Genomic DNA, 26,405 nt, shown 5'->3' with positions numbered 1-26,405 from the left:
CCGGCTTCAGTGGGCGACGTTCGCCGGCGGCGCCTCATCCGCCGGCTTCTGGAAGTCGGCCGGTACCTCCGGCACCCGGCGGACAGGGCCGTCGAAGACGGCTTCCAGCACCTCGTCCATCGACTCGACGAGATGGAAGGTCATCTCGTTCCGGACCTCCTCGGGCACTTCCTCGAGGTCCTTGTCGTTCTCCTTCGGCAGCAGAATCTCGAAGATCCCGGCACGGTATGCCGCCAGCACCTTGTCCTTGATCCCGCCCACCGGCAGCACCTTCCCCCGCAGGGTGATCTCGCCGGTCATCGCCACGTCGCCGCGCACCGGCACCTCGAGCAGAGCCGAGATCAGCGCCGAAGCCATCGTGATGCCGGCCGACGGACCGTCCTTGGGGATCGCCCCTTCGGGTACGTGGATGTGCAGATCACGGTCCGCGTGGAACCCCGGTTCCAGCCCGAAGACGTCCGAGCGGCTACGAAGATAGGACATCGCGGCCCGCGCCGATTCCTTCATCACGTCGCCGAGCTTGCCGGTCAGGATCAGCTTGCCCGTTCCCTTCATCAGGCCGACTTCGCTCTCCAGCAGTTCACCCCCGGCCTGAGTCCAGGCCAGCCCCGTGGCAACGCCGACTTCCGACTCGTCGAGCTTCTTGCGGGGCCGGAACTTCGGCTTGCCGAGAAGCTCCGCGACCAGGCTCGCATCGACGGCGATCGCCGGCTCCGCGTCCGCGGCCTTCGCCTTGGCCTTCTGCTTCCCCTTGCCCTTCTGTTTCGCCTTCACCTTCTTGGCGCGGCCTTCCTCGACGAGCCGTCGGGCCAGTTTGCGGCAGACGGCGGCGATCTCGCGCTCCAGGTTGCGAACACCCGCCTCGCGGGTGTAGGAGTCCATCAGGAAGCCGAGACTGTCGTCACTGAACCGGATCTCGTCGGCGGTCAGGCCGTGGCTGTCCAACTGCCGCGGCACCAGGAACTGGCGCGCGATCTCGAGCTTCTCGTTCGGCGTGTAACCGGCTAGCTGAATGATCTCCATCCGGTCCTTCAGTGCCGGCGGGATCGGATGCTCGACGTTCGCCGTGGCGATGAACATGACCTTCGAGAGGTCGTACTCGATGTCCATGTAGTGGTCGACGAACGTGTCGTTCTGCTCTGGATCGAGCACTTCCAGCAGGGCCGACGACGGGTCGCCGCGGAAGTCCATGGACATCTTGTCCACCTCGTCGAGCAGGAACACGGGGTTGACCGTCCCCGCCCGCTTCATCATCTGGATGATCTGGCCCGGGAAGGCGCCGATGTACGTGCGCCGGTGCCCGCGGATTTCGGCCTCGTCCCGCACGCCGCCCAGGGAAAGGCGCACGAACTTGCGGCCCGTGGCCGCGGCAATCGATTTGGCCAGCGACGACTTGCCCACGCCCGGCGGGCCGACGAAGCAGATGATCGAGGTCTGGTTCTTGTTCGTCAGTTGGCGAACGGCCAGGAACTCAAGCACCCGCTCCTTGACCTTTTCCAGCCCGTAGTGACCCTGGTCCAGGATCGTGGCGGCCTTCTTCAGATCCTTCAGTTCGCGGCTCCGCTTCTTCCACGGCACCGAGACCAGCCAGTCGACGTAGTTGCGCGACACGGTCGCCTCGGCCGACACCGGCGGCATGGCCTCCAGACGCCGCAGCTCCTGCGAGGCCTTCTCGCGCACCAGCTTCGGAGCGCCGGACTTCTCGATCTTCTCCTTCAGCTCGGCGATCTCGTCGGCGCGATCGTCCTTGCGCCCGAGCTCGTGGTGGATCGCCTTGATCTTCTCGTTGAGGTAGTACTCCTTCTGCGCCTTCTCCATCTGCTTCTTGACCTGCACGTTGATCCGCTTGTCGATGTTGATCTTCTCGACCTCGACATCGAGCAGGTCGTGCACCGCCTGCAGGCGTTCGTACGGATTCAGCGTCTCGAGCAGAGTCTGCTTCTCGGCGGTGGAGACGGTCAGGTGCGCGGCCAGCGCGTCGGCGAAGCGGTCGGGATCGTCGAGCTTCAGCGTCGACATCAGGCTCTCGAAGGCCAGGTGGTGGGACATCTTGGCGTACTGCTCGAAGCTGTTGAGCAGCCGGCTCATGTAGACCTGGACCTTGTCGTCGGCCGGGTAGTGGATCTCGTAGACCTCGACCTCGGCCTCGAAGGCGCCGTCCTTTTCCTCCAGGGTCCGCAGCTCCGCCCGGCGCAGGCCTTCGACCATGACCTTCACGTTGCCGTTCGGCAACTTGACGTTCTGAACGACCCGCGCGACGACCCCGATCGGATGGATGTCGTCGATGCCGGGATCATCCACCTTGGGATCCCGCTGGGCGACCAGGAAGATCAGCTTGCCGGCGGTGCGCAGCGTCTGCTCCAGCGCCAGCACCGAGCCGCGACGCCCGACGATGAAGGGGGCCATCATCTGGGGGAACACGACCATGTCCCTGAGCGGCACAACCGGCAGCCGCTCGCTGGACGTCGAAACGTATCCGGAAGCCATCGCTAGACCGCCTTCTCGTAGACGGTCAGCGGCTGAATGCCCTTCATCACCACATCCTCGTTGATGACGCACTCCTTGACGCCGGCTTCGGACGGCAGGCCGTACATCAGTTCCAGCATCAGTTCCTCGAGGATGATCCTGAGGCCCCGGGCTCCGACATTGCGCTTCATGGCCTGCCGTGCCACCGCCCGCAGCGCCTCGGCCGTGAACGTGAGCTTCACGTCCTCGAACTCGAACATCGCTTCGTACTGCCGGACCAGGGAGTTCTTGGGCTCGGTCAGGATCCGGACGAGGGCGTCCTCGTCGAGCTGCTCCAGCGTGGCGACGACCGGCAGGCGGCCCACGAACTCGGGAATCAGGCCGTACTTGATCAGATCCTCGGGCAGCACGTGCCGGAGCATCTCGCCCGCCCGCTTGTCGCGGTTCTTGATGTCGGCGCCGAAGCCCATCGTCTTCTCGTTCATGCGCCGCTCGATGCGCTCCTCGAGGCCGACGAACGCGCCTCCACAGATGAAGAGGATGTTGGTCGTGTCGATCTGCAGGAACTCCTGGTGCGGGTGCTTGCGGCCGCCCTGGGGCGGCACGTTGCACTGCGTGCCCTCGAGGATCTTGAGCAACGCCTGCTGCACCCCTTCGCCCGACACGTCCCTGGTGATCGACGGGTTGTCGCCCTTGCGGCAGATCTTGTCCACCTCGTCGATGTAGACGATCCCGCGCTGGGTCTTCTCCTTGTCGCTCCCTGAGGCCTGGTAGAGCTTCAGGATGATGTTCTCGACGTCCTCACCGACGTAGCCGGCCTCGGTCAGCGTGGTCGCATCCGCGATCGTGAAGGGGACGCTGAGCAGCCGCGCCAGGGTCTGCGCCAGGAGCGTCTTGCCCGTGCCCGTGGGGCCGATCAGCAGGATGTTCGACTTCTGCAGTTCGACGTCGGTCCTCGCCCGGTCGCCGAAGTCGATCCGCTTGTAGTGGTTGTAGACCGCGACGGCGAGCTTCTTCTTCGCCTGCTCCTGCCCGATCACGTAGTCGTCGAGCAGCTTCTTCAGTTCCTGAGGCTTGGGCAGGGCCGCTTCCTGGCGCTGCTCCAGCATCCGGTCCTCGGCAATGATGTCGAGGCAGATGTCGACGCACTCATCGCAGATGAAGACCGTCGGACCGGCAATGAGCTTCTTGACTTCGCGCTGGCTCTTGCTACAGAAAGAGCACCTGAGGGCGTCGTCTCCGCTGTCCTTCTTCGGCATCCGTCGGCTCGTTCCTGCTTGCTTTCGTGCGCTTCGTCCAGTCTGCCTGCGACGACCACAACAGGCCGCGGGCACCTACGGATGGTAGCACGGCTCGGGGCCGCGACCTGCCATCGGTGCGCCCGCTCGGCGGCGGCTACCGGGCGCCGCGACGCTCCACGACGCGATCGGCGAGGCCGTACTCCACCGCCATCTCGGCGGTCAGAATCTTGTCCCGTTCGGTGTCGGCGTGGACTTCTTCCGTCGACTTCCCGGTGTGCAACGCAAGCAGTTCGTCGATCCGGCCACGCATTCGCAGCAGGTCCTGCGCGTGGATGTCGATGTCCGTCTGCTGACCTCCCAGAGCCTGCACCCAGGGTTGGTGAATCAGCACGCGCGCGTTGGGCAGCACGAGCCGCTTTTCCCTGGCGCCCCCCGCCAGAAGCACTGCCGCAAAGGACGCGGCCTGACCGACGCAGAGGGTCGAGACGTCCGGCTTCACATGCTGCATCGTGTCGTAGATGGCGAACCCGGCGGTCACCGAGCCGCCCGGCGAGTTGATGTAGAGCGAAATGTCCTTCTCCGGGTTCTCGGACTCGAGAAACAGCATCTGGGCGATGACCAGATTCGCCACGTCGTCGTCGATCGCCCGGCCAAGGAACACGATGTTGTCCTTGAGCAACCGCGAGTAGATGTCGTAAGCGCGTTCTCCCCGGTTGGTCTGCTCGACCACCATCGGTACCAGCATCGCCCTAGCCCTCTTCTTCGGCGGCAGGTTCTTCCCTGGCGCCGGCCGATTGATCGGTCGGCGCATCGACCTCCAGAAGAGCCTGCACCGTCCTGTCTCGCCTGAGTTCGATCTTCAGCATCTCCAGGCCGCCGTCCCGCTCCAGTTCGCGCCGCAGTCGTCCCCGATGCGTGTTGCGGGCCCGCGCCATGACTTCCAGCGCACGCTCGAGATCCTGCGGGGTCGGTTCGATCCCGTCCTCCCGAGCGATCCGGTCGAGGAGGAAGGAGGCATGCGCCCGCTTTCCCGCCTGCGGACGGATCTCCTCCATCATCTGTTCCCAGGGCAACTGCTGTTGCTCGAGATCCACGCCCTGCCGGGCAAGGTTGTTCGCATAGGACCGCGCCATCTGCAAGGCCTCGCGCTCCACCACCGCCTCCGGGAGATCGACCGGGTACCGCTCGCGCAACTGGTCGAGCAGAGCATCCGTGCGCTGCTGGCGGGCCGCCTCGATCTTGCGCGCCTCCACCTGGGAGCGGAGGTTCTCCCGCAGATCGTCGACACTCCCGATGCTCGCGGCGAGACCGCCGGCCCAGTCGTCGTCGACGTCGGGCAGCTTCCGCTCGAGCACCTCATGGACTTCCACGTCGTAGCGGCGTTGCCGCTCGATGTTGTCCTCCTGCTCCACGCGCTCGAACGTGGCTGTCTGACCGGCCGAGAGTCCGGTCAGGTTGTCGGTGAGTTCCGGCCAGACCCGCTCGTCGCCCAACTCCAGGTCGATGTCGTGGCTGGCCGGGCCGCGATTGTCGTCATCGTTGTCGTCTCCCTCGCCGGCCGCCTGCTCGTCGTACCCCGGCATCGCGGCGCGATGGACCTTTCCGCGCACGCGGTCACCGCGGGCCGCGGCGCGGTCGACAGGGACCCAGGTCGAACGCTCCAGCCGGACCTGCTCCAGCACCTCGTCCACTTCCGCTTCGGTCGGAAGCGTTTCGGGCTGGGGCAACTCGAAGCTCCGGTCGTCGCCGATTTCGACCTCGGGCTCGACATCGACCGTGACCGTGAAGCGCAACGGCTGGCCGGGAACCACCTCGACCGGTCCGACACTGGGCGGCAGCATGGCGCGGACGTCTTCTTCTTCGCGCGCCAGCGTCCAGTATCTCGGCGCCAGCCGCTCCGACACGTCCTCGCCGATCGCTTCCGCGAACCGCTGGCGGATCAGGTCGAGCGGCGCCTTGCCCTTGCGAAAGCCGTCGAGACGGGCCCGCCGACGGTAGTCCCTGGCCACGCGCAGGTACTCGGCGTCCACTTCCTCGGCAGGAACCTCGATGACGATTTCCTGCCGGCAGAGGCCGATCTCCCTCTTCTTGACCACTACAGTCATGGCCGAACGGGAGAACTCAGGCGATTCCGGTAGTGCGAGTAAGGGAGGTGCCAGACGTGCGAAAGGGGGGACTCGAACCCCCAACCCTTTCGGGACTAGATCCTAAGTCTAGCGCGTCTACCAGTTCCGCCACTTTCGCGTCGCGCCTCAGCGGTGCAGGACCTTCAGCCGCCACGGGTGGGATGTGGTGAGCCGCCTAGGAATCGAACCTAGAACCCACAGATTAAGAGTCTGTTGCTCTGCCAATTGAGCTAGCGGCCCCGCCTCCGTACCGTCTCCAGGGCGGCCGGTTCCTCCGGCGCCGACGGCAGCGCGGGACTATACCCGATCGCCCGCCCCCGAACCACCTTGAACGAAGCGAACGATCTCGACGCGATCCCCGTCCCGGAGCGCCGTTTCGCCGAAGCGGGCGCGGGGTACGAGTTCACGGTTCAGCTCGACCGCCACCGTCTTCGGGTGCTGATCCAGGCTCGCAAGCAGATCAAGCACGGTGGCACCTGAGCCCGAGGAAACCAGTTCCCGCTCCTGGCCGTTCACCCGGAGTCGCAGCACGGAATCCATGGAGCGTCGTCTTCAGGCCGGCACGAGCTCCGCCGTCCGGTCCGGCGCGTCGGACCAGAGCCGTTCCAGCCGGTAGAGCTCACGCCGCTCGGCGTCGAATACGTGGACGACCACGTCACCGTAGTCGAGCAGCACCCACTGTCCCCGGCCCGCACCCTCGAGATGGAGCGGCCGCGCGCCAGCGGTGCGCAGCCTGCGCTCCACGGCTTCCGCGATGCTGCTCACCTGGCGGGCGTTGGCGCCGTTGCAGATGACGAAGTAGTCGGTGAAGTCGCTGACCTCGGTCAGTTCCAGCACCCGCAGATCCTGCGCCTTGCGATCCAGCGCGGCCGCAGTCGCCGCCCGGACACGGTCCTCGGTGTCGGTGGCCCCTTCGGGGTCGTGGCTGGTCGTGCCCGCCTGGGCCTGGAGCGTCTGCAGTTGCGTCAACGATACAATCCGTACTTGCGACAGTAGCGCAGCACCGGGTCCGGCATCAAATCCCCGCTGACGTCCGCACCCCCTGCCAGACGACGCCGAATGTCGCTCGACGAGACATCCACCGAGCGGTGCCGGATCAGTACGTAGCCCCGGGCGCTCTCCACCGACGCGCGCACCTGAGGGTCCAGGCCACGTTCCCCCGGACGTGCAAGTACGACCAGCTTCACCGCCTCGATCAGGTCGCCAAAGCGCCGCCAGCCGGGCAGTTCGTTGAAGCTGTCGACGCCCAGCAGCAGATGGAGGCTGGCATCCGGGAACTCGGCAGCGTAGCGCTCCACCGTCTCGATCGTGTACACGGATCGTCCCAGGTCGAGTTCGGCATCCGACACGATGAGTTCCGGGTAGGGCAGCAGGGCCAACTCGACCATCGTGTTCCGCACCAGAGCCGGGGCCCTCGTGCCCTGCGGCTTGTGCGGCGGGCAGGCGGTCGGCAGGTAGTGGACAACGTCGAGTCCCAGTTCTCTGTGAGCCGCAAGCACCGGCAGAATGTGGCCGTTGTGGATCGGATCGAAACTGCCGCCGAAGAGCCCGATCCGCCCTCCGGGCCCCCTCATGGCGGAGCTCCCGCAGCCACTTGCGCGGCCGAGCCGCGGGTGTCGAGAAGGCTCCGAAGTTCCCGAACGAGGGGCACGAGACCCGTCCCCGCCACGGCCGAGATCTCGAACGCCCGCACTCCCTGCCTCGCGGCCACCTCCTGGAGTTCGCGACGGCGGCCGTCGGCGGCGATGTCCAGCTTCGAGCCGCAAAGAATCCTAGGCCGGCGCAGGAGATCCTCGTTGAAGGCGCCCAGCTCGGCGCTGATCGTGTCCACGGCCTCCTCGACCGAACTCCCGGCTTCCTCCGCTTGCGGCCCGAGATCGACCAGATGAAGCAGCACGCGGCAGCGCTCGACGTGGCGGAGGAAGCGCGTTCCGAGTCCGGCGCCCCGGGCGGCCCCGGCGATCAGCCCCGGAAGGTCGGCGATCACGAAGGGCTCGGCTTCCACCGGTAGCGCCGGCGCCCCCACGACTCCGAGCTGGGGCACCAGGGTGGTGAACGGATAGTCGGCGATCTTCGGCCTGGCGGCGGTGAGCCTGCTGATCAGCGTCGATTTTCCGGCATTCGGCAAACCCACGACACCGACGTCGGCGAGCAGTTTGAGTTCCAGGCGGAGGCGCCGCTGTTCACCCGGCGTTCCCGGCTCCGTGCGCCTCGGTGCCCGTTGCCGGGCGCTCTTGAACCTCGCGTTGCCGCGGCCCCCCGCGCCGCCCCGCGCGACGATCAGACGCTCTTCTTCCACCAGCACCTCACCCAGCGCCTCGCCGCTGTTCGCATCGTAGACCTCGGTGCCGAGCGGTACCGGAATGAGCAGGTCGCCTCCGCTCCTGCCGGTACGGTTCGAGCCCTCCCCATGCCTGCCCCGTTCCGCGTGGTAGTTGGCCGGAAACGTGAGGCGGTACAGGGTGCCGAGGCCACCGGCGCCCACCAGGACGACACTGCCGCCGTCACCGCCGTCGCCGCCGGACGGGCCACCCCGAGGCACGAACTTCTCGCGCCGGAACGCCATGCAGCCGTCACCGCCCGCACCCGCGAGGACATCGATGACGGCCTCGTCGATGAAGTGCATCAGCCGCTCTCGCGGGACGGCCCCACAGAACCGCCGGCCGCCTCACAGGCTCCCTGGCCCGGCTCCAACTCCTAGCCGGCCGGATGGACGCTGACCAGCGTGCCCCGCCGGCCCCGGTTGCGGAACTCGACCACACCGTCGGCCCGCGCGTAGAGCGTGTCGTCGTTTCCTCGACCCACGTTCTCCCCGGGGAAGAACCGGGTGCCTCGCTGACGCACGATGATCGTGCCACCGGTCACGCTCTGACCGGAGTAGCGCTTCACGCCGAGGTTCTTGGGATTCGAATCCCGCCCGTTGCGGCTCGAGCCCTGACCCTTCTTGTGCGCCATCTCTATCGCCCTCCAGTGCGGTCCTATGCCCCGGCCGCCCGTTCGATCGCCTCGATCCGAAAGCGCTGCATGTCCTGCCGGTGACCCTGACGACGCCGGTAGCCCTTGCGGCGCTTGAACTTGAAGACGATGATCTTGGGCCCTCGCAGATCGGACACGAGCTGTGCCCGTACGCGCGCCCCTTCGACGACGGGGCCGCCAACTTCCGTCTCGCCCTCTCCACCGCCGATCATCAACACGCGGTCGAAGACGACTTCCGAGCCGACCGCGGCGCCGGCTACACGCTCGAGGTCGACGAGGTCGCCCTCCGCGACGCGGACCTGCCTGCCGCCGGTCTCTATCACTGCGTACATGATTGTCTCTCTGCGGCGCCGATCTGTTCGGCCGCCGAACGTCGTTCGCCCTAGCTGTCATCTCCCCGCGCGGAGCAAACCTGCGCCTCCGCGCCGAACGCCGCCGGACGGCATTCGGCCGCCGACAGTAGCACCGGCGCGGCTGCGCGGTCAACGAGGAGCACGCTTGAGCGGAAGCTCGACCTCGAACGTGGCGCCGGCACGCCCGTCGTCCCGAACCCGCGCCTCGCCGCCGTGCGCGCTGGCGATCCGGCGGACGATCGCGAGACCCAGACCGGTCCCGCCGCGGCGTCCAGAATGGAACAGATCGAAGACGCGCTCGCGTTCCGCCGCGTCCACGCCGGGACCATTGTCGCCCACCGCCAGCACCACCGATCCATCCCGGATCTCCGCCTCCAGCTGGAGCCGCGGATCGTCGCAGTCGCTCATCGCCGCCACGGCGTTGTCGACCAGGTTGAGGAGCAGCTGGTTCACCTGCTCGCGGTCGACCTGGAACGTGACGTCGCGGGTGCGGTCCTCGATCGCCGAAGCTACCTGCCGGGCATGCAACTTGCCGGCGACCACCTCGCTCAGGTGGCGGAGCAACTCGGCCGCGGTCGTCTCCTCGAGGTCGAGGTCGGCCGGACGTGCGTAGCTGAGGAAGTCCGAGACCAGACGCTCCAGGCGGCCGACCTCCGAGCGGGTGATCGCCACCAGCCGCTGTGAAGACGTCGCCGCGCCCGGGTCCCCTTCCGACATCTCCTCATGGAGCATCTGCATGTTGAGGTTCAGGGAGTTCAGGGGACTGCGGATCTCGTGAGCGAGGCCGGAGGCCAGGGTGCCGACGTAGGCCATCTGCTCCGCCTCCCGCGCCTGGCGCTCGGCGACCGCAGCCTGACGCGAGAGGCGGCTGTAGATCACGTAGCCGGCGACGAACAGGGCCACCGTGAGCGCCGCGATGATCGCCGCCTGCCGCAGCAGGTCCCGCCTCAGGACGGCCAGCCGCTGCTCGATCTCGGCGCGAGAGATGCCGATCACGAACGTACCGATGCTGCCCACCGGCACGTCCACCCGATAGTAGGGCACCTCACGCGTGAACGTGTCAGCCACCAGATCCGGCGACTCCAGATTCGGTCGCTCTCCAGGGGCCGTCTGCGTCTCCTCGCGGCGATCACGGAACACGAGTCGGCCATCCGTATCGCGGACCTCCACGGTCTCGACAATGTCGCGCTGCACCAGAACCCTGTTGATGTAGCTGCGCGTCTCGGACGCGGTGGCCATCGCCGTGTACAGGTCGCGCCCCGTGGCCTCCACCCGGCCGGCGATCCCCTCGGCCAGTTCCTCGGCTTCGGCCCGCGCTTCGAGCACGATCCGGTCCAGCTCCCGCTGCGACAGGGACCGGAAGATCAGCCAGCCGAACAGGCTGAGATCAGCGACCACGAAGACGCCCACGATCACCGCCCAAATCCGGCGTCGCCGCTGCCTCGAATCGCTGCCGAGCCAGTCCCACATCCTCCTGAACGCTACAAGAGACGTGGGGTGTACGATGATTCCGTGCCTTTGATGCGGCGATTGGCTGTTGCCGGGTTGACCGCCGTCGTCGGCTGGGGTTGCGGCCCCGACGCTCCCCGGGACACCACCCGCCTGACCGTGGGGCTGCGGTTCGACTATCCGACGCCAAACGAGCTGATCGGCCCGCCGACACTGGCCTACGCGGCGATCAACGACCAGATGTTCCTGTCGCTCATGCAGGAGCAGGGGGACTTCCGCGAAGGCCCACCGGTCTGGGCGCCCGGTCTGGCGGAGGACTGGGAGTTCTCGGAGGATCGCCTGCAGTTGACCGTCCGGCTGCGCTCCGACGCAAAATGGAGCGACGGCGAACCGGTGACCGCCGAGGACGTCCGCTTCACCTGGCTGGCCCACACCGACAGCGAGGTCGCCTGGGGCTCCTCCTATGTCCACGAGGCGACCGTCGATGTCGAGGTCCTGGACCCGCATACCGTCCGCTTCCACTTCGACGCCGCCCTGCCGACCGTGCTCGCGGACGTGTCGACCGGCGCGATCCTCCCCCGGCACGCCTGGGAAGCGCGGCCGTTCGCCGAATGGCGCGGTGACCCGGACTGGTTCTTCGACCGCCTGGTCACCAGCGGTCCCTTCCGGCTCGAGAGCCGAACACCCGGCAGCGAACTCGTCCTCGGGCGCAACCCCGACCACTTCGAGACGGATCTGCCCCGGCTCGAGCGGGTCATCCTGCGCAACACACCGGACAGCACCGCTCTGACCAACCGGCTCCTCGCCGGTGAACTGGACGTCGCCACCGGGATCGGAGCCACGGACGCAAGCCGGATCGACGGCCAGCCCGGTCTCCGCCTGATCGCCTACAGCAACCGCCAGTTCAGCTTCGTGGTCTGGAACACGACCCGGCCGTGGTTCGCGGACGCGGCGACGCGGCGCTCTCTGGCGCTGGCGATCGACCGGCAGGCGATCGTGGACACGATCTGGCACGGCTATGCGAGGGTCGGCCGGAGCCCCGTCATCTCCGGTGTCTGGGCGCACGATCCTGACCTGGAACCCTGGCCGCACGATCCCGAGGCAGCCCGTGCGACGCTTCGCGAGGCCGGCTGGATGGACGCCGACGGCGACGGCATCATCGAGCGCGGAGGCCGACCGTTCCGTTTCGAACTGGCGACGAACACCGGCGCCGGCGCGCGCTGGGATGCGATGCAGATGATCCAGGCCGACCTGCGCGCGGTCGGCATCGACGCCCAGCCGCGCAGAGTGGAGCCGAACGCCCTGAACCAGCGATTACCCGAGCAGGACTTCGACGCCGCCGCCATCGCGATCGCGATCGACACGAGCCTCGACTTCCGGCCCCTCTTCCATAGCGAAGAGGTAGGCGGCTACAACTTCGCCGGGTACGCCAACCCGGAAGCCGACCGGCTGATCGAGAGCTTCGCCACCCGAACCGATCCACTCGGCGGCAGAGAGGATCTCCACCGGCTGCAGCGCATCCTGCGCGACGATCAACCGATGCTCGTCCTGTGGGAGCCGGTGAGCCTGGCCGCCTTCAACGACGAACTCGAATCAGTCGCGCCCAACGCCGTGAGCCCGCTCGCCAACCTGAAGGAATGGGCCTGGCGCTAGGGCGCAGCCCGTGGCCCCGTGATCCGCCTCGTTCTGCGCCGGCTGGCGGCCGCTGCCGTCCTCTTCCTGATCGTTCTCACTCTGACGTTCGCCGCGGTCGCCGGTGCGCCCGGTGATCCCCTGTCGCCCAACGACCCCCGGATCCCCGCCGAGCACGCCGAGCGACTGCGGGCGCTCTACGGACTCGACCAGCCGCTACCGGCGCAGTACCTGCGCTGGCTCGGCGCGGTGCTGCTGTCCTGGGACTGGGGCCAGTCCTACCAGACCGGCCGGCCCGTCTCGGATCTCCTGTTCGAAGCCCTGCCTCCCACCCTGCTGCTTGCCGGCGCGGCCCTGTTCGCCCAGTACTTGTTCGGGATCGGCCTCGGCCTGATCGCGGCCCGCCGCCCGAACTCCTGGCTCGATCTCGGTGTGCGGGCGGCGAGCCTTCTCGTGTACGCGTTGCCGACCTTCTGGGTCGGTCTGATGGCCGTGCTCATCGTGGGCGTCGGCCTCGGTCTGGCGCCGACCGGGGGCATGACCTCCGCCGCCGCGTACGAGTTCGGACCGCTGGCAGCCGTGCTCGACGTGCTGGCCCACCTCTGGCTTCCCGCCCTGGTCCTCGGCCTGTCCATGGCGGGCGACATCGCCCGCTACACCCGTAGCTCGCTGATCGAGTTCCAGACGACCGACGCCGGGCGGGCGGCCAAGGCCCGCGGCCTGCCCTGGACCCGCATCCTGCTCGTTCACGGTCTCGCTCACGCCGCTCCCAGACTGCTGCAGATGGCCGCCGTTTCGGCGCCCCTTCTGCTCTCCGGCGCGATCGTCGCCGAAGCGGTGTTCGTCTGGCCGGGTCTGGGGTCGACCACGCTGCGGGCGATCCAGGCCGGTGACGTGCCCGTCGTGCTCGCCGCCACTGCCTACGGCGCGGCTCTCGTCATCGCCGCGTCTCTTGCCGCGGACCTGCTCCTGGTCCGCCTCGACCCGAGGATCCAGGCCGAATGAGGCGTTCCTCTCTTCCGCGACCAGCCCGCGCGGGCGCCTGGATCCTCGCCTGCCTGGCCGTCCTCGCGGTCGCGGCACCCCTTCTCGCCCCGTACGATCCGACGGAGCAGCTCGACGCCGCCGAATCGAGCCGGCGGCCGCCGCTGTCGGCCCTGGTCGTCGTGCGCACGGAGGGTGCCGAACCGCGACTCGCGGAACGGGTGAGCGTCGACGGCGACGATCTGGTCCTCCTCCGGCGCGCGGGTTCACTGCGCGTGCCGCTCGGCTCGGTCACCAACTACGGCGAGCGCGGCGTCACCGAGCGTCGCCGAGCCTGGCTCGGCACCGACACGCTCGGCCGCGACCTCCTCTCGCGGCTGCTTTACGGCGCGCGGATCTCACTGACCATCGGTCTTCTCGCCGCCGCCCTGGCGCTGACCGCCGGCACCGCCGTCGGCTCTCTGGCCGCCACTGGCGGCCGGTTCGTCGACCAGCTCCTGATGCGTACCGTGGACGGGCTGCTCTGCTTCCCCCACCTGGCGCTCGTGCTGCTGCTGGCGGCGCTCTACCGGCCCGATACCTGGCTCCTGGTCGTACTCATCGGCGGCACCGGCTGGATGGGACTCGCGCGCCTGGTGCGCGCGGAGATCCTGCGACTGAAGCAGGAGCCATTCGCCCTCGCGGCGGCGGCGGCCGGGCGCTCGCCGGCCGGCGTTCTCGTGCGCCACCTGCTGCCGAACGCGACGACGCCGCTTCTCATCGACGCCAGCCTGCGGGTGGGAGGCAGCATCCTGGTCGAGGCGGCGCTCTCCTTCCTGGGACTGGGCGTTCAGCCGCCTCAGGCCAGTTGGGGCTCGATGATCGCCGATGGACAGAGTCACCTGACGACGGCCTGGTGGATCGCCGCGTTTCCCGGCCTGATGGTCGCCGCGGCCGTGATCGGTTCGAGCCTCCTGGCGGACGGGCTGAGCGACCGTCTCGCAGGCCTTCGTGCTGGCAAGGACCGTCCTGCCCGCACACGCTCTCCCTGGGCGATCCGTACCTGGCTGGGTCAAACCTGAAGCGCCGGCGCGGTGAGGACCTCGGACTTCGACTATCACCTGCCGCCGGAAGCGATCGCCCAGCACCCCGGGACGCGGGGTGGGAGCCGCCTGCTCGTGGTGAGCCACAGCACCGCCGAGCGACGCTTCAGCGACCTGCCCGCCCTCCTCGATCCAGGCGACCTGCTCGTCGTCAACGACACCCGGGTCATTCCCGCTCGGCTCCAGGCCCGGCGCCCAACCGGCGGCCGGGTCGAGATCCTGCTCGTCGAGCGCGCGGCGCCAGCCGAATGGTGGTGCCTGCTGCGTCCCGGACGCAGGATGGTTCCGGGGGCCCGCCTCTTCCTGGACGGCGGGCCGGCGGCCCGCGTCGAAGAACGCGGCGGCGGCCGTTTCCGACTCCGCTTCGACGAGCCCCTGCACCCCCGGCTCGAGGCGATCGGCGAGGTGCCGCTGCCGCCGTACATCGAACGGCCGCCGACGTCCGAGGACCGCGACCGCTACCAGACGGTCTACGCGAAACAACCGGGGGCCGTCGCCGCCCCCACCGCGGGCCTCCACTTCACCCCGGCCATCCTCAAGGCGCTGGAACACCGCGGAGTCAGACTGGCCAGCATCACGCTCCACGTCGGCCCCGGCACCTTCAGGCCGGTGAAGACGGACGATCCGAAGACCCACGTCATGGACTCCGAGCTGTTCGACGTCCCGGCCCCCACCGCCAAAGCAGTAGCCGACACGCGGCGCCGTGGGGGCAGGGTCGTCGCGGTCGGCACCACGGTCGTTCGCACCCTGGAGACGGTGGCCTCAGACGGCGGGCTGATCGAAGCCGGCACCGGCCGCACGGAACTCTTCATCCGTCCCGGCCACGAGTTCCGCGCCACGGACCGCCTGATCACCAACTTCCATCTCCCGCGCTCGACCCTGCTCATGCTGGTCTGCGCCTTCGCCGGCCACAAGCGCGTCCTCGACGCCTACCGACAGGCCGTCGCCGCCGGGTTCCGCTTCTACTCCTACGGCGACGCGATGCTGGTGGACAGGATGCGGTGAGCCAGGGCCGCGGCGCCGAAGCCGTTGTCGATGTTGACCACCGCAATCCCCGGGGCGCACGCCGTGAGCATGGTGAGCAGCGGCCCGATCCCCTCGAAGCTGGCGCCGTAGCCGACGCTGGTCGGCACCGCAACCACCGGGCAGGGCACCAGACCCGCCACCACGGTCGGCAAAGCGCCGTCCATACCGGCTACGACGACAGCGACATCCGCGCGGCGGAGTTCGTCCACCGCGTCGAGCAGACGCTGGATGCCGGCGACGCCCACGTCCCGGATGCGGACTACCTCGTGACCCAGCCAGCCGGCGCACACGGCCGCCTCCTCCGACACCGGGAAGTCCGACGTGCCCGCGCTGACCACCGCGATCCGCCGGCCCGAAGCGGGCGAGAACCGGCCCGCGGTCCACACCCGGGCCCGGGCCTCGTAGCAACCGTCCGTGACCGCCGCGCTCAAATGTTCGGCGGCCGAAGCCCCGATCCGTGTGACGAGCGCACGGCCCGAGTGCTCCACCATCAACTCGACGATCCGGACCAGTTCTTCCTCGCTCTTGCCCTCGCCGAAGACCACTTCGGGCAGCCCGCTACGGAGTTCCCTGAACAGGTCGAGCCGGGCCGCGCCCAGGTCGACGTACGGCAGGCGGGCCACCCGCTCGTGCGCGTCTTCCGGCGAGACCTTGCCGGAGGCCACGCCCCGGAGCAGTTCGAGAAGCTCTTCCCGCCGCATCGCGCCTCCCGCAGCAGCAGGGTCAGGCGGCGTCCGCGCCGCCGGTTCGGTAGCCGCGCGGATCGAGAGCCACCGTCTCGAAGCCGAGTTCGAGCATCGTCGTCTCGATCTCGCTCCACTGTCGCCGCGCCTCGACGAGTTCCGGCGCGCCGACCTCGATCCGGGCGGCCGCGCGCTCGTGGCGCACCCGCAGCACGCGGAAACCCCGGTTCCGGAGCTCGGCTTCCGCTGCCTCGATCCGCCGCAACTTGGGCAGGGTCACCAGTTGTCCGTGCGGTATGCGCGACGACAGGCAGGCGTTGGCGGGCCGATCCCAGACCGTGAGTCCGAGCGCGTGGGCGAGGTGACGCGCTTCGGCCTTCAGTACACCGTGGGCCAGTAGCGGGCTGTAGACCCCGCGTTCGCCCACCGCGCGAAGACCCGGCCGGTCGGACCCGGGATCGGAGGCGTTCGTACCGTCGCAGACCTCGGCGAAGCCGCCCTTCGCCGCCAGCTCCAGCATGCGGTCCATCCTCATCCCCTGGCACACGTAGCAGCGGTGCCGGGGATTGGCACGGAATTCTGGATCGTCGAGTTCGCTGTACACCGTCACCTCGTGGCGGATTCCGATCTCGGCCGCGAGCCTGCGGGCATGATCCAGCTCCTCTCCGGCGAGGGTTTCGGCCGCGGCTGTTATGGCCACCGACCGGTCGCCCAGGGCACGGTGCGCCAGAGCCGCCACCAGCCCTGAATCGACGCCGCCCGAGAAGGCGACGAGCACCGAACCGCGACGCTCCAGGTCGGCCTCGAGCGTCCGAATCCGCATCGCCGCCGCATGCTCCATGGCGGCGAGTCTATGGGTCGTCGCTGCCGCCGCCGAGCTCGAACTTGCGGCGCGGCGCCGCGAAGCCTCGCAGGACGACCGGCACCGAGAACAGGGCCGCGTAGACGCCAAAGGTCAGGATCGGTACCAGCGGCATCGCCTCAAGCTGTTCCCGCCTGGCCATCGATCGCAACAGGTAGAGCCAGCCGGGCGGCCCGAACAGGTAGAGCACGAACAGGAGTCGCGAACGAGCGATCTGGAGCACGATCTCGTCGAGTCTGCGCCCCGACGAACCCCGCTCTCGCCTCAGACGGTGAACGTAGACGTTGCCGAAAAACCAGCCCGTGAAGGCGGCCAGGATGTAGAGCGGATAGAGCGCCAGCTCGAAGGTGAGGTTCCACCTGAGAACGCCGATCTGAGCCAGGATGCCGACCGACCACGCCGCCAGGGAAGACGACAGGATGACGGTTTCCAGACCTCGCACCTCTCCCTCTCCGGCTGCCGATCAGCCCGCGGCCAGCAGAGACTCGTACTCGGACGCCGTCATCAGGTCTTCCGGCCCCTCGCCCGAAAGCTGCAGCCGCACCAGCCAACCCTCTCCGTACGGATCCTCATTGACGAGTTCGGGAGCGTCCTCGAGCTGGCTGTTCGTCTCCTGCACGGTTCCGCCGACCGGCGTGTAGATCTCGGCCACCGCCTTGACCGATTCGATGGCGCCGATCTCCAAACCGGCCTCGAATTCCTGGCCCGCCGCCGGCATCTCGACGAACACGACGTCGCCGAGTTCCTGCTGGGCAAAGTCCGTGATGCCGAGCACGGCCTCGCCGTCCTCCAGCTTGAGCCATTCGTGCTGCTCCGTGTACAGGCGGTCCTCGGGAATCATCGAAGCGATCAACCTCCACTGGTCTTCGGGCGTCGATAGAAGGGTAGCTTGACGATACGGCAGGCGATCTCCCTGCCGCGAACCTCTACCGAAGCGGCGGCGCCGGGTTCCGGGACGTCGCCGTCGCCGCAGTCCACTCGCGCGATGCCGATCGCCCGTCCCAGGGTTGGCGCGAAGGCGCCGCTGGTCACCGGCCCGGCGCAGCCCGGCCGGCCGTCGACCGTCAGGCGGTGGCCGTGGCGGGCGATGCCGCGGCCAACGACTTCGAACCCGACGAGCCGGTGGCGGCAACCGCCCTGACGCTGGCGAGCCAGCGCCTCGCGACCCACGAAGTCGCCCTTCTTCCACTTGACCATCCACGACAGCCCCGCCTCGATCGGCGTCGTCGTCTCGTCGATGTCCTGGCCGCAGAGCATCATCCCGGCTTCCAGCCGTAGCGTGTCCCTGGCGCCGAGTCCAGCGGGCACGAGACCGCGGTCGCGGCCCCGCTCCAGCAGTTCCAGCCACAGCGTCTCCGCGCTCTCGTTCGGGGCGTAGATCTCGAACCCGTCCTCGCCGGTGTAGCCGGTCCGGGACACCAGCCGGCCCTGGGACGCCTGCTGGAGGAAGGAGTAGTAGCGGAGTTCCGACGCCTCGGAGCCGACGACGTCCGCCACGATCCCGGCCGCCTCCGGGCCCTGCACGGCGATCAGCGCCGTCTCGCCGGAGAGGTCATCGACGCGGACGCCCTCTTCCGCCTGCGCCACCGCCTGGATCAGATCCAGGTCGCGCGCGCGGGAGGCGGCGTTGACCACCAGGAGGAAGTCCTCCTCGTCCAGGCGATAGACGAGGAGATCGTCGATGAAGGTGCCCCGCTCGGTCAGCAGGGCGCTGTAGTGGGCGCGGCCGGGCGCGAGCGCACCCACGTCGTTGGGCGTCAGGCCCTGCAGCAGGGACAGGGCGCGGGGACCCCGCACGCGGATCTCCCCCATGTGGGAGACATCGAACATGCCGGCGCGTTCGCGCACCGCGCGGTGCTCCGCAAGCACTCCCTGATACTGAATCGGCATCTCGTAGCCGGCGAACGGCCCGAAACGAGCCCCCGACTCGACGTGACACCTGTACAGGACCGTCCTCAGCGCTCTCGTCATCTCGTGACCTACAATGCCATGAAGGAGAGCCCGATGGGATCGAACCGCAAAGGAACGCTGGCGCTCACCGCTCTGGCGCTACTCACGTTGGCGAGCGGGGTTGCCGAGGCCAGGACGACTGCCGCCGAGGTCAAGGACCGTGAGACCCTCAAGGCCTTCGTCGAAGGGGCGAAGGCGGAGTTCGAGGCGATCACACAGGTAGACGAAGGCGCAAAGCTCAGGGACCGGCTGAAACAGGAGGGACCCCTGAAGGCGGGGTCGATGTTCCTCATCATCTTCCTCCAAAGCGGTGAGCCGTTCATCCACGGGGGCGATCGCACGGCGGAGAACAAGAACCTGATCGACGTCGAGGACGACAACGGGAAGAAGGTCGTCCGGGAGCTCCTGGCGGCCGGCGCCCGAGGCGGCGGTTTCGTCGAGTACCACGACGGGGAGCCAAAGACTGCGTACGCCGTCGAGTACATCTCCGGAATCACCGGCAGACGATTCACCCTGGTGGGCGGTTGGTCGCAGGACGTCTCCCACGTACCGGACAAGCCCGCGACTCATCTGCCGAAACCGGCCGTCACCGCGTCGCAGGTCAAGGACCGCGAGACACTCATCACCTTCGTTGAGGAAGCGGTCAAGGTGTACCGCGAAGCCGTCCGATCGGAAGGCTACAGCGCCTTGGTCGGGATCAGAAACGCCTTCCGGCTGGAAGGAGGAGACTGGAAGTCCGGTTCCATCTACCTGTGGGTCGTGAGTGGCTCGGGCATCATCCTGTTTCACGCAACCAGGCCCGATGTCGAAGGCACGCCCACGGACATGACGAGGACGGACATCAACGGGGTGAGGTTCGCCGAGGAGCTGATCGGAGGTGCGCGACGCGAGGGTAGGAAGTTCCTGGAGTACTACTACGACGACCCCACCGTCGAGGGAGACGAGGACACCGGTTCCCCGAAGCTCGGCTACGCGGTGAGCTTCCCGGTGCCGAACTCGGATCAGCGGGCCGTGATCGGTTCCGGCATCTATCTCCCCCGAGAACCCCTGTCGAGCGTCTGCGAGGACGACTCGAGCAGTCTCTGCCTGCACGGCGACACGTTCAGGGTGAGCGGCGCGTACCTCGTGGACGGCGAGGAGAGTGCGATGTCTCCGGTGGAGATGGGAGGTGCCTCGACCGACTCGGGCCTGTTCACCTTCTTCGACCGAGAGAACTGGGAGGTGCTGGTGAAGGTGCTGAACGGCTGCGAAGTGAACAATCACTGGTGGGTGTTCTCCGCGGCCGCGACGGATGTCAGCTACGAGTTCTCCATCGACGCAGCGGGCGGCCGTTCCAAGGTCTACCGGTCCGCCGGCGGGGCGCCGTCCCGCGCTCAGGCGGACATCGGCGCGTTCCGCTGCGAGGATGTGCCGGCACCCGAATCGCCGCCCGAGGTCGCGGACATTCTGGAGGTCGGAGCGGCGCACGACCTGCGGCACGCCGATGTGACCGCCTCGTTCACTCTGCAGGGCGTTCAGCGCGCGGCGTCGGCTGTGAGCGCCGCCGACTACCAGGCAGCGGACTCGGGACTCTTCACCTTCTTCGATTCGTCGAACTGGGAAGTTCTGGTGAAGGTGCTGGACGGCTGCGAGATCAACGGCCACTACTGGGTGCTGATCGCGAGCGCGACGGATCTTGCTCATCGGGTGTTGGTCGATTTCGGCGACGAGGAGGCACCCTACGCGATCGATGAAGGGCTGGGGCCTGCGTTGATCGACACCACGGCGCTGAGCTGCGAGGCTTTCTGACCCGGTCGAGATCTGTCGAGATCTATCGAGCGGCGTTTCGCGGGCCGCCCTAGGCGGGCACTCCGACTGTCACGAACATCCGCTCCGGCTTCAGGTACCGCCGCGCCGCCTGGAAGACACTGTCCGGGCTGAGCCGTTCAATCCGTTCGAGCCGCCACGAGCGCCGGTAACTCGGCAGGTCGAAGAGCAGCGCATCGACGAGCAGGCCGGCCCACAGGCCGGCCGTCTCCGTCAGAAAGGGCTCGCGGCCGAACATACCGGTCTTGCACGCTTCGAGGACAGCCAATTCGGGCGGCCGCTCCCGCACTTCGTGGAGCGCTTCGCGCACCAGTTCGAGCCCGCGCTCGACATGGTCCGGGTGGGTTCCGAGGTAGACCGAGAGGGCGCCTGGATCGCTGCCGGCGCCGGCCAGCACGTCGACGTGAGTCGCGTACGCCAGACCCTCCCGTTCGCGAACGCGATGGGGGATCCGTCCCGCCAGACCGTCGGATCCGAGCAGGATGCCGAGCGCGCGCAGCTCCGGCAGATCGGGATGCCGCCGGTCCACGGTGAAGTGCCCCGCGTACACGTGCGCCTGCTCTCGGGAGCCGGTGACGATCTCGATCCGCTTCTCGCTCCGGCCCCGCGGCGCCGGCGGTTCGACGGGTCGGATGGCGCCCCTGACCGAACCTCCGAAGAGACGCTCCAGGTCCGCCAGCAGCGCATCCTCGTCGATGTCGCCCGCCACTGCAACGACGCCGCCCCGCGCCAGCGCATCGCCGTGGAACCGCATACAGTCCTCCGGCGTCAGGGCGGTCAGCGATTCGCTCGTCCCCTGACTCGGCGACGCCAGCGGATGCGGGTGGTAGAGCTGATCCCGGAAAGCCCAGCCGGTAACGACCTCGGGCCGATCCCCGAGGCTGCGGAGTTCGCCCAGGGTCTGGTCGCGCAGCAGTTCGAAGCGCGCCCGATCGAAGGCGGGTTCGAGCACCAGCTCGGCCAACCACCCGAGCGCCAGCCCCGCATCGTCAGCCAGCGCATCGACCGCGAGTCCGTGGACCTCGGCGCTTGCGAAGCCGTTCAGGGACACACCGCGAGCTTCGGCCTGTTCGGCGATCTCGCGCCAGGTCCGGCGGTCGGTCCCCTCGACCAGCATGCGGCCGCAAAGAAGCGCCAGCCCCGGCGAGGGACCTGTGCGGGCGCCGCCGCGCAGCCAGGCCCGCGCCGCCACGACGCCGGAGTCCGGCACGCGCAGCGCGGCCAGGCGCAGCCTGCCGGACCACAGGTCGAGGCGTGAGGGCTCGCGCTCCAACTTCAACGTGTCCCGGCAGGCAGCGACCAGCCGACGATCCGGATCGCCGGGGACAGCCAGACCGTACAGGCATCGGAGACGTCCGCGGCCGTGGCACGGGCGAGCGCCTCGTACGAGCCGCGAGTGAAACCCGGGAAGAAGAGGGCATGCTCGAGAGCGGCCGAGATGGCCCGTTCCCCGATCCGTTCGTGCATGAAGACCCAGTCCGCGAACAACACGCGCTTCGCCCGCTCAAGTTCGCCGGTCGACGGCGGGCTCGCAGCCAGGCCGTCGACCCGCGAGCACAGCTCGGCCTCGAGCCGAGCCGGTTCGACCCCCGGCGCCACCTCCGCCGTCAGTGTCGACATGCCTCCGAGGCAGTGACCGCTGGCCGCGCCGGCCGCCCAGAGCGCCAGCGGATTCTGTTCGACCAGTTCCCGCTGAATGCGACTCGCCCGTCCACTGGCGAGGACAGTGAGGGCGAGACGAACGTGGACGGACAGCGGATCGTCTGCGGCGGGTGCGGGATGCGCGACGAGAAGACGCGCCATCTCGCCGCCGCGCAGCTCCACCCGGCGCCCGGGCGCGGGATCGAAGACCGGGGGTCCGAGGTGCGCACGGGGAACGGATGCGGGCCGGATGGGCGGGTTCGCGGGATCCGCCGGCGGGGATTCCGGCGCAACGCCCGCTTTACCTGGACCGCCGTTCCCGAGGGCCGCCTCGATGCGCTCCATCGCATCGGACGGCAGACCTCCGGCCGCCACGAGAACCGCTCTGCCCGGATGGTAGTGGCGGCGGTGGAACGAACCGAGCGCCACGGCATCCAGCCCGCGCAGGCTCCGCCTCGTCCCCAGCACCGGACGGCCGTAGGGATGGCCGCCGAAGAGGCGCCGGGCCACAGCCTGCTCCAGGGCGTCCCATGGATCGTCCTCGACCATCCGGATCTCCTCGAGGATCACTTCGCGCTCGCTCTCGACCTCCTCCGGCAACAGGCTCAAGCCCCGCATCCGGTCCGCCTCGATCCTGAGCGCCTCATCCAGGCGGCGGCGCTCAAACTGGAAGTGATAGGCACTGACGTCGTGCGACGTGAAGGCGTTGTTCGTGCCGCCGAGACGCTGCGTCACGCTGTCGATCGCCCCCGGCGGGTAGCGCGCCGACCCCTTGAACATCATGTGCTCCAGGAAGTGCGCGAGACCGCCCTCGTTCGAGCCCTCGTCGCGGCTGCCGGCGCGATAGCAGACGACCGTGACGATCGATTCGGCGCCCGCCTGGGGAAGCAGCACGACACCGAGACCGTTGTCCAGCGTCTCGGCCCGGGCGGTTACCCGGTCGAACACCGAGAGGTCGATCGTCGTCACGCCAAGTCGCAGTCGTGAACCGACTCCACCTCGAAAAGGCCACGATCTTCCGACCAAACCAGTTGCTCGACTCGTGCCGTGCGCCCCGCCGGCCCCGCGTCCAGCGTGATCCAGTTGCAACTGTTCCGGCCCTGCTCGGCGCCGCGGCCGCGCCCGGAGGTGGACGTGCCGCTGTGCACCAGCCACAGCCGGCGCGCGGAACCCGGCGCCTGGCCCAGGGCGGCGACGTGGACGTGGCCGGACAGCACCAGGTCGACGCCCGCCGCGGCGAACGCAGCCAGGGCCTCGTCACTTCGGCGCGCCGTACGCCAGCCCATCAGTTCAGGCAGTGCCGCCAGCGGATGATGAGCAACCGCGATCCGCACCGGGGAGTGACCCGAGCGGGAGCGGCCCGCGCGGAACCGTCGGCCTATGCCGGCCAACTGGCGGCCGGTGAAGCGTCCGTTGTCGATCGTCAGGTTGAACGCTGTGTTGAAACCGACGACTTCCATCTCATTGTCCGCGAAGTACGGCTCCAGAACGGCGCTGAAGTTCCGGCGCCATGCGCCGTAGCGATCGAAGAGCCGTTCCCAGAACCGATACATGGGCACGTCGTGGTTGCCCGGCACAGCCAGGAAGGGGCATTCCAGGCCCTCGAGAAAACGGCGAGCCTGCCGGAACTGACGAGCCTTGGCGCGCTGGGTCAGGTCGCCCGATACGACGATGAGATCGGGCCGCCTCTCCCTGACCAGCGCTTCCACTCCGGCGGCCGCCGGCTCGTAGTGAGGCGACCCGAAGTGGATATCGGAGAGATGGAGCAGGCGGCGCACCGCTTGAGCGGCCATGAGAACCCGGGAACCGGGGTTCGCTAGCGGACGAGGAAACTCCGCACGCTCTCGTCGACCCGCTCGCCGGCGAGGTCACCGAGGATTCCCATGATCTCCCGCCCGCGGGCGCGGCCGATCAGAAAACCGATCGAGGCGGCCACCGTGACCGAGGCGAGGGGATATGTCCGGACCAGGGACATCCAGTCGAGACCGGGCGTCAGACTCCCGACGATCCGATCCTCGATCGCGGGCTGTTCAGGCGCGGCGGTCACGACGCAGGAGGAACCCCAGTACGAAGCCCACGCCGGCGGCGATCAGCACTGCACGGCCGGGGTTGTCGCGGACGTACACGTTCACGTCGCCAACCAGTTGGTCCAGATCCTTGCGCGCCCGCTCGTAGCCGTGTCCGATCTTCTCCTTGGCGACGCCGTAGCCCTCGCGAGCCGCCTCGCCGGCCCGACCCGAGGCCTTCTTGACCCGGTCCGAGAGCTTCGAGTCACGCATCCGCTCGCGCGCCGTACCGACGCGTTGGCTAACCGCCGAGCGCGCCTTCTCCACACCTTCGGCAACCGCCTCGCGAGCCAAATCCATCGAAGTCACGTTGCCGCCGTCGCCATCGCTTTCACTCTTCTTCGCCTTGGTCATGTCAGCTTTCTTCTTGGTAATCAGTCAGTTACGACGAATCGGCACCGCCGGATGCGGTACCGCTGCCACGCTCGCCCATCATACACCCGTCGCTGCTACAATCCGCCGCCCCCGAGCTTGGCGGGCGCGTGTGGGGCAGTAGCTCAGCTGGGAGAGCACCACGTTCGCAACGTGGGGGTCGAGGGTTCAAGTCCCTTCTGCTCCACCATCCCGCCCGCGACCGGAGCGGCGGCCTCGGGCAGGAGCGAGGCCATCCACGTCGCTGACCGCCACCGCGGGCGCCGTCGTTCCGCCCAAGAAACCGTCCCGCGAGGTTCTGGAGTAGCAGTTCGCCCCGATCGCCAGAAGGTTGGACAGCACCCGTAGAAGACTGTCCTCCCAGACCAGGTCGACCACCGGTTCGCCAAGGCGGCCATCGCGGATCCGGCGGACGCCGCGCGCCCTCGCCCGAACCCGCATGCGCCCGGGGTCGAAGCACTCGACATCGTCCAGCCGACCGATCCAGACGCCCCCGTCCGCGAGCTCGAACAGGGCGCGGTCGCCTCGCTCTCCCTCGCCGAGGAACAGGTTCAGCGGGTAGGCCTCTTCGCCCCCGGTGCAATGGCACGTCGGCTCAAGGCCGACGCGCGCCGCGGTTGCGATGTCGAGCGCCGGTGTCCTGGGCACGCCAGCCGACACGAGCTCAACGGCCGTCTTCGTCCGACCCTCCAGGTCGAACGGGAACGGCAGGCCGCGTTCGCAACTGCCGTCGTCCACGAGGTGGAGCCCGCGGTCGAAGACCTGCACGCCCGTGTGCTGGAGCAGGAAGGACTTCCCCTCCACGATCGAGCGCGAGGAGAAGGCGTAGAGGTTCAGAAGTTCCAGCAGGTCAAGGGTCGCCTCGGGAGCGAGAACCACACTCGCGCCGTCCGGCGGCGGCGCGGCGTCTCCCTCCGGCGCCCTGCGCTCGCGGGCCGTCTCCACGAGCCGGTCGAGATCCAGTTGGTCGACCGAGCGGGCGGCGTGGCGGACGAAGCCGGCACCGGGACCGTCGCCGCTTCGCACCTCGACCTGGATCGTGGTGGCCCGCTGGCCCCTTACCAGACCGCGGCTGTTGGCGACCGCGGCCTGTCCAACGGTCCACTCGACGATCGCCGCTTCGTCGTCGCCAAGTGCCGCCATCAGCAGGTGCCGCGCGGCATCCGCGTGGAGCCGGACCAGAGCCGGATCCTGGTCGAAGACCGAGGGAACCGGAGGTTCGTTCCCGTCGGGCAACGAGGGCAGCGACTCGGGAGCGGAGACGCGCGACGCCGCCATCGCCAGCCGGACCGAACCATCGAGTTCGCCGGCCTGGCCGCCACCGGTGCGGTGAGCCCCGCCGCGGCGTCCGTCGCGCACCCTGACCATGACCTGACGGGACCGTCGCCTGTAGCTGTCCAGATCCCGAACCATCAACCCGGTTCGGCACCGCCTGCTCTCGAGCCACAGAATCTCGGTGTCGTCAGCCGGCGACCGCTTGACTGCCGCGACGATCTCCTCCTTGACCCGGTTCAGCGACCGGAGGCGAGGCCCGGCCTGCTCCCGGCCGCCCTGGCGCCGCTTCGCCCGGCTCCGGGAAGACCCGCGTCCAGCAACTCGTCTCGGCGATCGACGATCCGGCACGGGATTTGCCTATCATAAGGGGTCAATGAAGGGGTCAATGAAGGGGTCAATGCAAGGGGTCATGCAA

General features: G+C 68.5%; 27 protein-coding genes and 3 tRNA genes. 6 read left to right on the top strand and 24 right to left on the bottom strand.

Features of this window, described 5'->3' with window-relative positions:
- Positions 1-6: 6 nt before the first annotated feature.
- The 13 genes from lon to OXG83_12610 form a co-directional block, all read right to left on the bottom strand.
- Positions 7-2,487, bottom strand: a complete 2,481-nt coding sequence (gene lon, locus OXG83_12670; GenBank protein ID MCY3965884.1) for an endopeptidase La — start codon at positions 2,485-2,487, stop codon at positions 7-9.
- A gap of 2 nt (positions 2,488-2,489) precedes the next feature.
- Positions 2,490-3,725: an ATP-dependent Clp protease ATP-binding subunit ClpX gene (gene clpX, locus OXG83_12665; GenBank protein ID MCY3965883.1), complete on the bottom strand. Its 1,236-nt coding sequence runs from the start codon at positions 3,723-3,725 to the stop codon at positions 2,490-2,492.
- Between the two features lie 136 nt (positions 3,726-3,861).
- A complete protein-coding gene (locus OXG83_12660; protein ID MCY3965882.1) occupies positions 3,862-4,452 on the bottom strand; it encodes an ATP-dependent Clp protease proteolytic subunit in 591 nt (196 codons plus the stop codon).
- Between the two features lie 4 nt (positions 4,453-4,456).
- Positions 4,457-5,812: a trigger factor gene (tig, locus tag OXG83_12655; protein ID MCY3965881.1), complete on the bottom strand. Its 1,356-nt coding sequence runs from the start codon at positions 5,810-5,812 to the stop codon at positions 4,457-4,459.
- A gap of 57 nt (positions 5,813-5,869) precedes the next feature.
- Positions 5,870-5,951 (bottom strand) — tRNA-Leu (locus OXG83_12650).
- 46 nt (positions 5,952-5,997) lie between these two features.
- Positions 5,998-6,073: transfer RNA gene (locus OXG83_12645), tRNA-Lys, on the bottom strand.
- 57 nt (positions 6,074-6,130) lie between these two features.
- Entirely contained in the window at positions 6,131-6,373 is a 243-nt protein-coding gene (thiS, locus tag OXG83_12640; GenBank protein ID MCY3965880.1) for a sulfur carrier protein ThiS, read from the bottom strand.
- Positions 6,374-6,385: 12 nt separating this feature from the next.
- The gene (gene rsfS / locus OXG83_12635; GenBank protein ID MCY3965879.1) at positions 6,386-6,802 is read right to left on the bottom strand and encodes a ribosome silencing factor; all 417 of its coding nucleotides are present in this window, start codon (positions 6,800-6,802) and stop codon (positions 6,386-6,388) included.
- The gene (nadD, locus tag OXG83_12630; GenBank protein MCY3965878.1) at positions 6,799-7,407 is read right to left on the bottom strand and encodes a nicotinate (nicotinamide) nucleotide adenylyltransferase; all 609 of its coding nucleotides are present in this window, start codon (positions 7,405-7,407) and stop codon (positions 6,799-6,801) included. Before nadD ends, rsfS begins: the two co-directional genes overlap by 4 nt.
- The gene (gene obgE / locus OXG83_12625; GenBank protein MCY3965877.1) at positions 7,404-8,459 is read right to left on the bottom strand and encodes a GTPase ObgE; all 1,056 of its coding nucleotides are present in this window, start codon (positions 8,457-8,459) and stop codon (positions 7,404-7,406) included. Before obgE ends, nadD begins: the two co-directional genes overlap by 4 nt.
- Before the next feature lie 71 nt (positions 8,460-8,530).
- On the bottom strand, positions 8,531-8,788 hold the full coding sequence (gene rpmA, locus OXG83_12620; GenBank protein ID MCY3965876.1) for a 50S ribosomal protein L27: 258 nt from the start codon (positions 8,786-8,788) through the stop codon (positions 8,531-8,533).
- 23 nt (positions 8,789-8,811) lie between these two features.
- On the bottom strand, positions 8,812-9,141 hold the full coding sequence (gene rplU / locus OXG83_12615) for a 50S ribosomal protein L21 (GenBank protein ID MCY3965875.1): 330 nt from the start codon (positions 9,139-9,141) through the stop codon (positions 8,812-8,814).
- A gap of 150 nt (positions 9,142-9,291) precedes the next feature.
- Complete coding sequence (locus OXG83_12610) at positions 9,292-10,632, bottom strand: HAMP domain-containing sensor histidine kinase (protein ID MCY3965874.1); 1,341 nt, start codon at positions 10,630-10,632, stop codon at positions 9,292-9,294.
- Positions 10,633-10,659: 27 nt separating this feature from the next.
- On the opposite strand from OXG83_12610, the gene OXG83_12605 reads away from it, so the two are divergent.
- The 4 genes from OXG83_12605 to queA are packed head-to-tail and all read left to right on the top strand — an operon-like array spanning position 10,660 to position 15,314.
- On the top strand, positions 10,660-12,264 hold the full coding sequence (locus tag OXG83_12605; protein MCY3965873.1) for an ABC transporter substrate-binding protein: 1,605 nt from the start codon (positions 10,660-10,662) through the stop codon (positions 12,262-12,264).
- An 18-nt stretch (positions 12,265-12,282) separates the two neighbouring features.
- Positions 12,283-13,248, top strand: coding sequence for an ABC transporter permease (locus OXG83_12600; protein MCY3965872.1), 966 nt, complete (start codon positions 12,283-12,285; stop codon positions 13,246-13,248).
- Positions 13,245-14,288, top strand: coding sequence for an ABC transporter permease (locus OXG83_12595; protein ID MCY3965871.1), 1,044 nt, complete (start codon positions 13,245-13,247; stop codon positions 14,286-14,288). Before OXG83_12600 ends, OXG83_12595 begins: the two co-directional genes overlap by 4 nt.
- A gap of 12 nt (positions 14,289-14,300) precedes the next feature.
- Positions 14,301-15,314 (top strand): tRNA preQ1(34) S-adenosylmethionine ribosyltransferase-isomerase QueA, encoded by a 1,014-nt coding sequence (queA, locus tag OXG83_12590; protein ID MCY3965870.1) that lies wholly within the window; start codon positions 14,301-14,303, stop codon positions 15,312-15,314.
- Here queA and larB read toward each other — a convergent pair.
- From larB to gcvT, 5 genes are read right to left on the bottom strand one after another with little or no spacing between them, the layout of a single operon-like run.
- Entirely contained in the window at positions 15,278-16,036 is a 759-nt protein-coding gene (larB, locus tag OXG83_12585; protein MCY3965869.1) for a nickel pincer cofactor biosynthesis protein LarB, read from the bottom strand. The two genes, queA and larB, sit on opposite strands and share 37 nt — an antisense overlap.
- A gap of 22 nt (positions 16,037-16,058) precedes the next feature.
- Entirely contained in the window at positions 16,059-16,859 is an 801-nt protein-coding gene (gene larE, locus OXG83_12580; GenBank protein MCY3965868.1) for an ATP-dependent sacrificial sulfur transferase LarE, read from the bottom strand.
- A 10-nt stretch (positions 16,860-16,869) separates the two neighbouring features.
- Complete coding sequence (locus tag OXG83_12575) at positions 16,870-17,322, bottom strand: hypothetical protein (protein ID MCY3965867.1); 453 nt, start codon at positions 17,320-17,322, stop codon at positions 16,870-16,872.
- 21 nt (positions 17,323-17,343) lie between these two features.
- Positions 17,344-17,721 (bottom strand): glycine cleavage system protein GcvH, encoded by a 378-nt coding sequence (gene gcvH / locus OXG83_12570; protein MCY3965866.1) that lies wholly within the window; start codon positions 17,719-17,721, stop codon positions 17,344-17,346.
- An 8-nt stretch (positions 17,722-17,729) separates the two neighbouring features.
- Positions 17,730-18,851 (bottom strand): glycine cleavage system aminomethyltransferase GcvT, encoded by a 1,122-nt coding sequence (gene gcvT, locus OXG83_12565; protein MCY3965865.1) that lies wholly within the window; start codon positions 18,849-18,851, stop codon positions 17,730-17,732.
- Between the two features lie 33 nt (positions 18,852-18,884).
- Between gcvT and OXG83_12560 the strand changes: the two genes are divergently transcribed.
- Positions 18,885-20,618 (top strand): cache domain-containing protein, encoded by a 1,734-nt coding sequence (locus tag OXG83_12560; GenBank protein ID MCY3965864.1) that lies wholly within the window; start codon positions 18,885-18,887, stop codon positions 20,616-20,618.
- A 49-nt stretch (positions 20,619-20,667) separates the two neighbouring features.
- On the opposite strand, the gene OXG83_12555 is transcribed toward OXG83_12560, so the two are convergent.
- Genes OXG83_12555 through OXG83_12535 form a run of 5 tightly spaced genes read right to left on the bottom strand, consistent with a single transcriptional unit; the run spans position 20,668 to position 24,697 of the window.
- On the bottom strand, positions 20,668-21,915 hold the full coding sequence (locus OXG83_12555) for a pitrilysin family protein (GenBank protein MCY3965863.1): 1,248 nt from the start codon (positions 21,913-21,915) through the stop codon (positions 20,668-20,670).
- Positions 21,912-23,246, bottom strand: a complete 1,335-nt coding sequence (locus tag OXG83_12550; protein MCY3965862.1) for a pitrilysin family protein — start codon at positions 23,244-23,246, stop codon at positions 21,912-21,914. Before OXG83_12550 ends, OXG83_12555 begins: the two co-directional genes overlap by 4 nt.
- On the bottom strand, positions 23,243-24,070 hold the full coding sequence (locus tag OXG83_12545; GenBank protein MCY3965861.1) for a metallophosphoesterase: 828 nt from the start codon (positions 24,068-24,070) through the stop codon (positions 23,243-23,245). Before OXG83_12545 ends, OXG83_12550 begins: the two co-directional genes overlap by 4 nt.
- Before the next feature lie 23 nt (positions 24,071-24,093).
- Positions 24,094-24,324, bottom strand: a complete 231-nt coding sequence (locus OXG83_12540; GenBank protein MCY3965860.1) for a hypothetical protein — start codon at positions 24,322-24,324, stop codon at positions 24,094-24,096.
- Positions 24,308-24,697 (bottom strand): hypothetical protein, encoded by a 390-nt coding sequence (locus tag OXG83_12535; protein MCY3965859.1) that lies wholly within the window; start codon positions 24,695-24,697, stop codon positions 24,308-24,310. The genes OXG83_12540 and OXG83_12535 overlap by 17 nt, the downstream gene beginning before the upstream one ends.
- Positions 24,698-24,829: 132 nt before the next feature.
- Between OXG83_12535 and OXG83_12530 the strand changes: the two genes are divergently transcribed.
- Positions 24,830-24,905, top strand: a tRNA-Ala gene (locus OXG83_12530).
- On the opposite strand, the gene OXG83_12525 is transcribed toward OXG83_12530, so the two are convergent.
- Positions 24,884-26,338 carry a metallopeptidase TldD-related protein gene (locus OXG83_12525; GenBank protein MCY3965858.1) on the bottom strand — a complete coding sequence of 485 codons (1,455 nt, stop codon included), beginning with the start codon at positions 26,336-26,338 and terminating at the stop codon, positions 24,884-24,886. The genes OXG83_12530 and OXG83_12525 overlap by 22 nt on opposite strands.
- Between the last annotated feature and the right edge of the window lie 67 nt (positions 26,339-26,405).

It is taken from the genome of Acidobacteriota bacterium (assembly GCA_026707545.1).
Lineage (GTDB): Bacteria > Acidobacteriota > Thermoanaerobaculia > Multivoradales > Multivoraceae > Multivorans.
The sequence above is the reverse complement of the archived record's forward strand: the minus strand, read 5'-3'. Positions and strand labels throughout refer to the sequence as shown.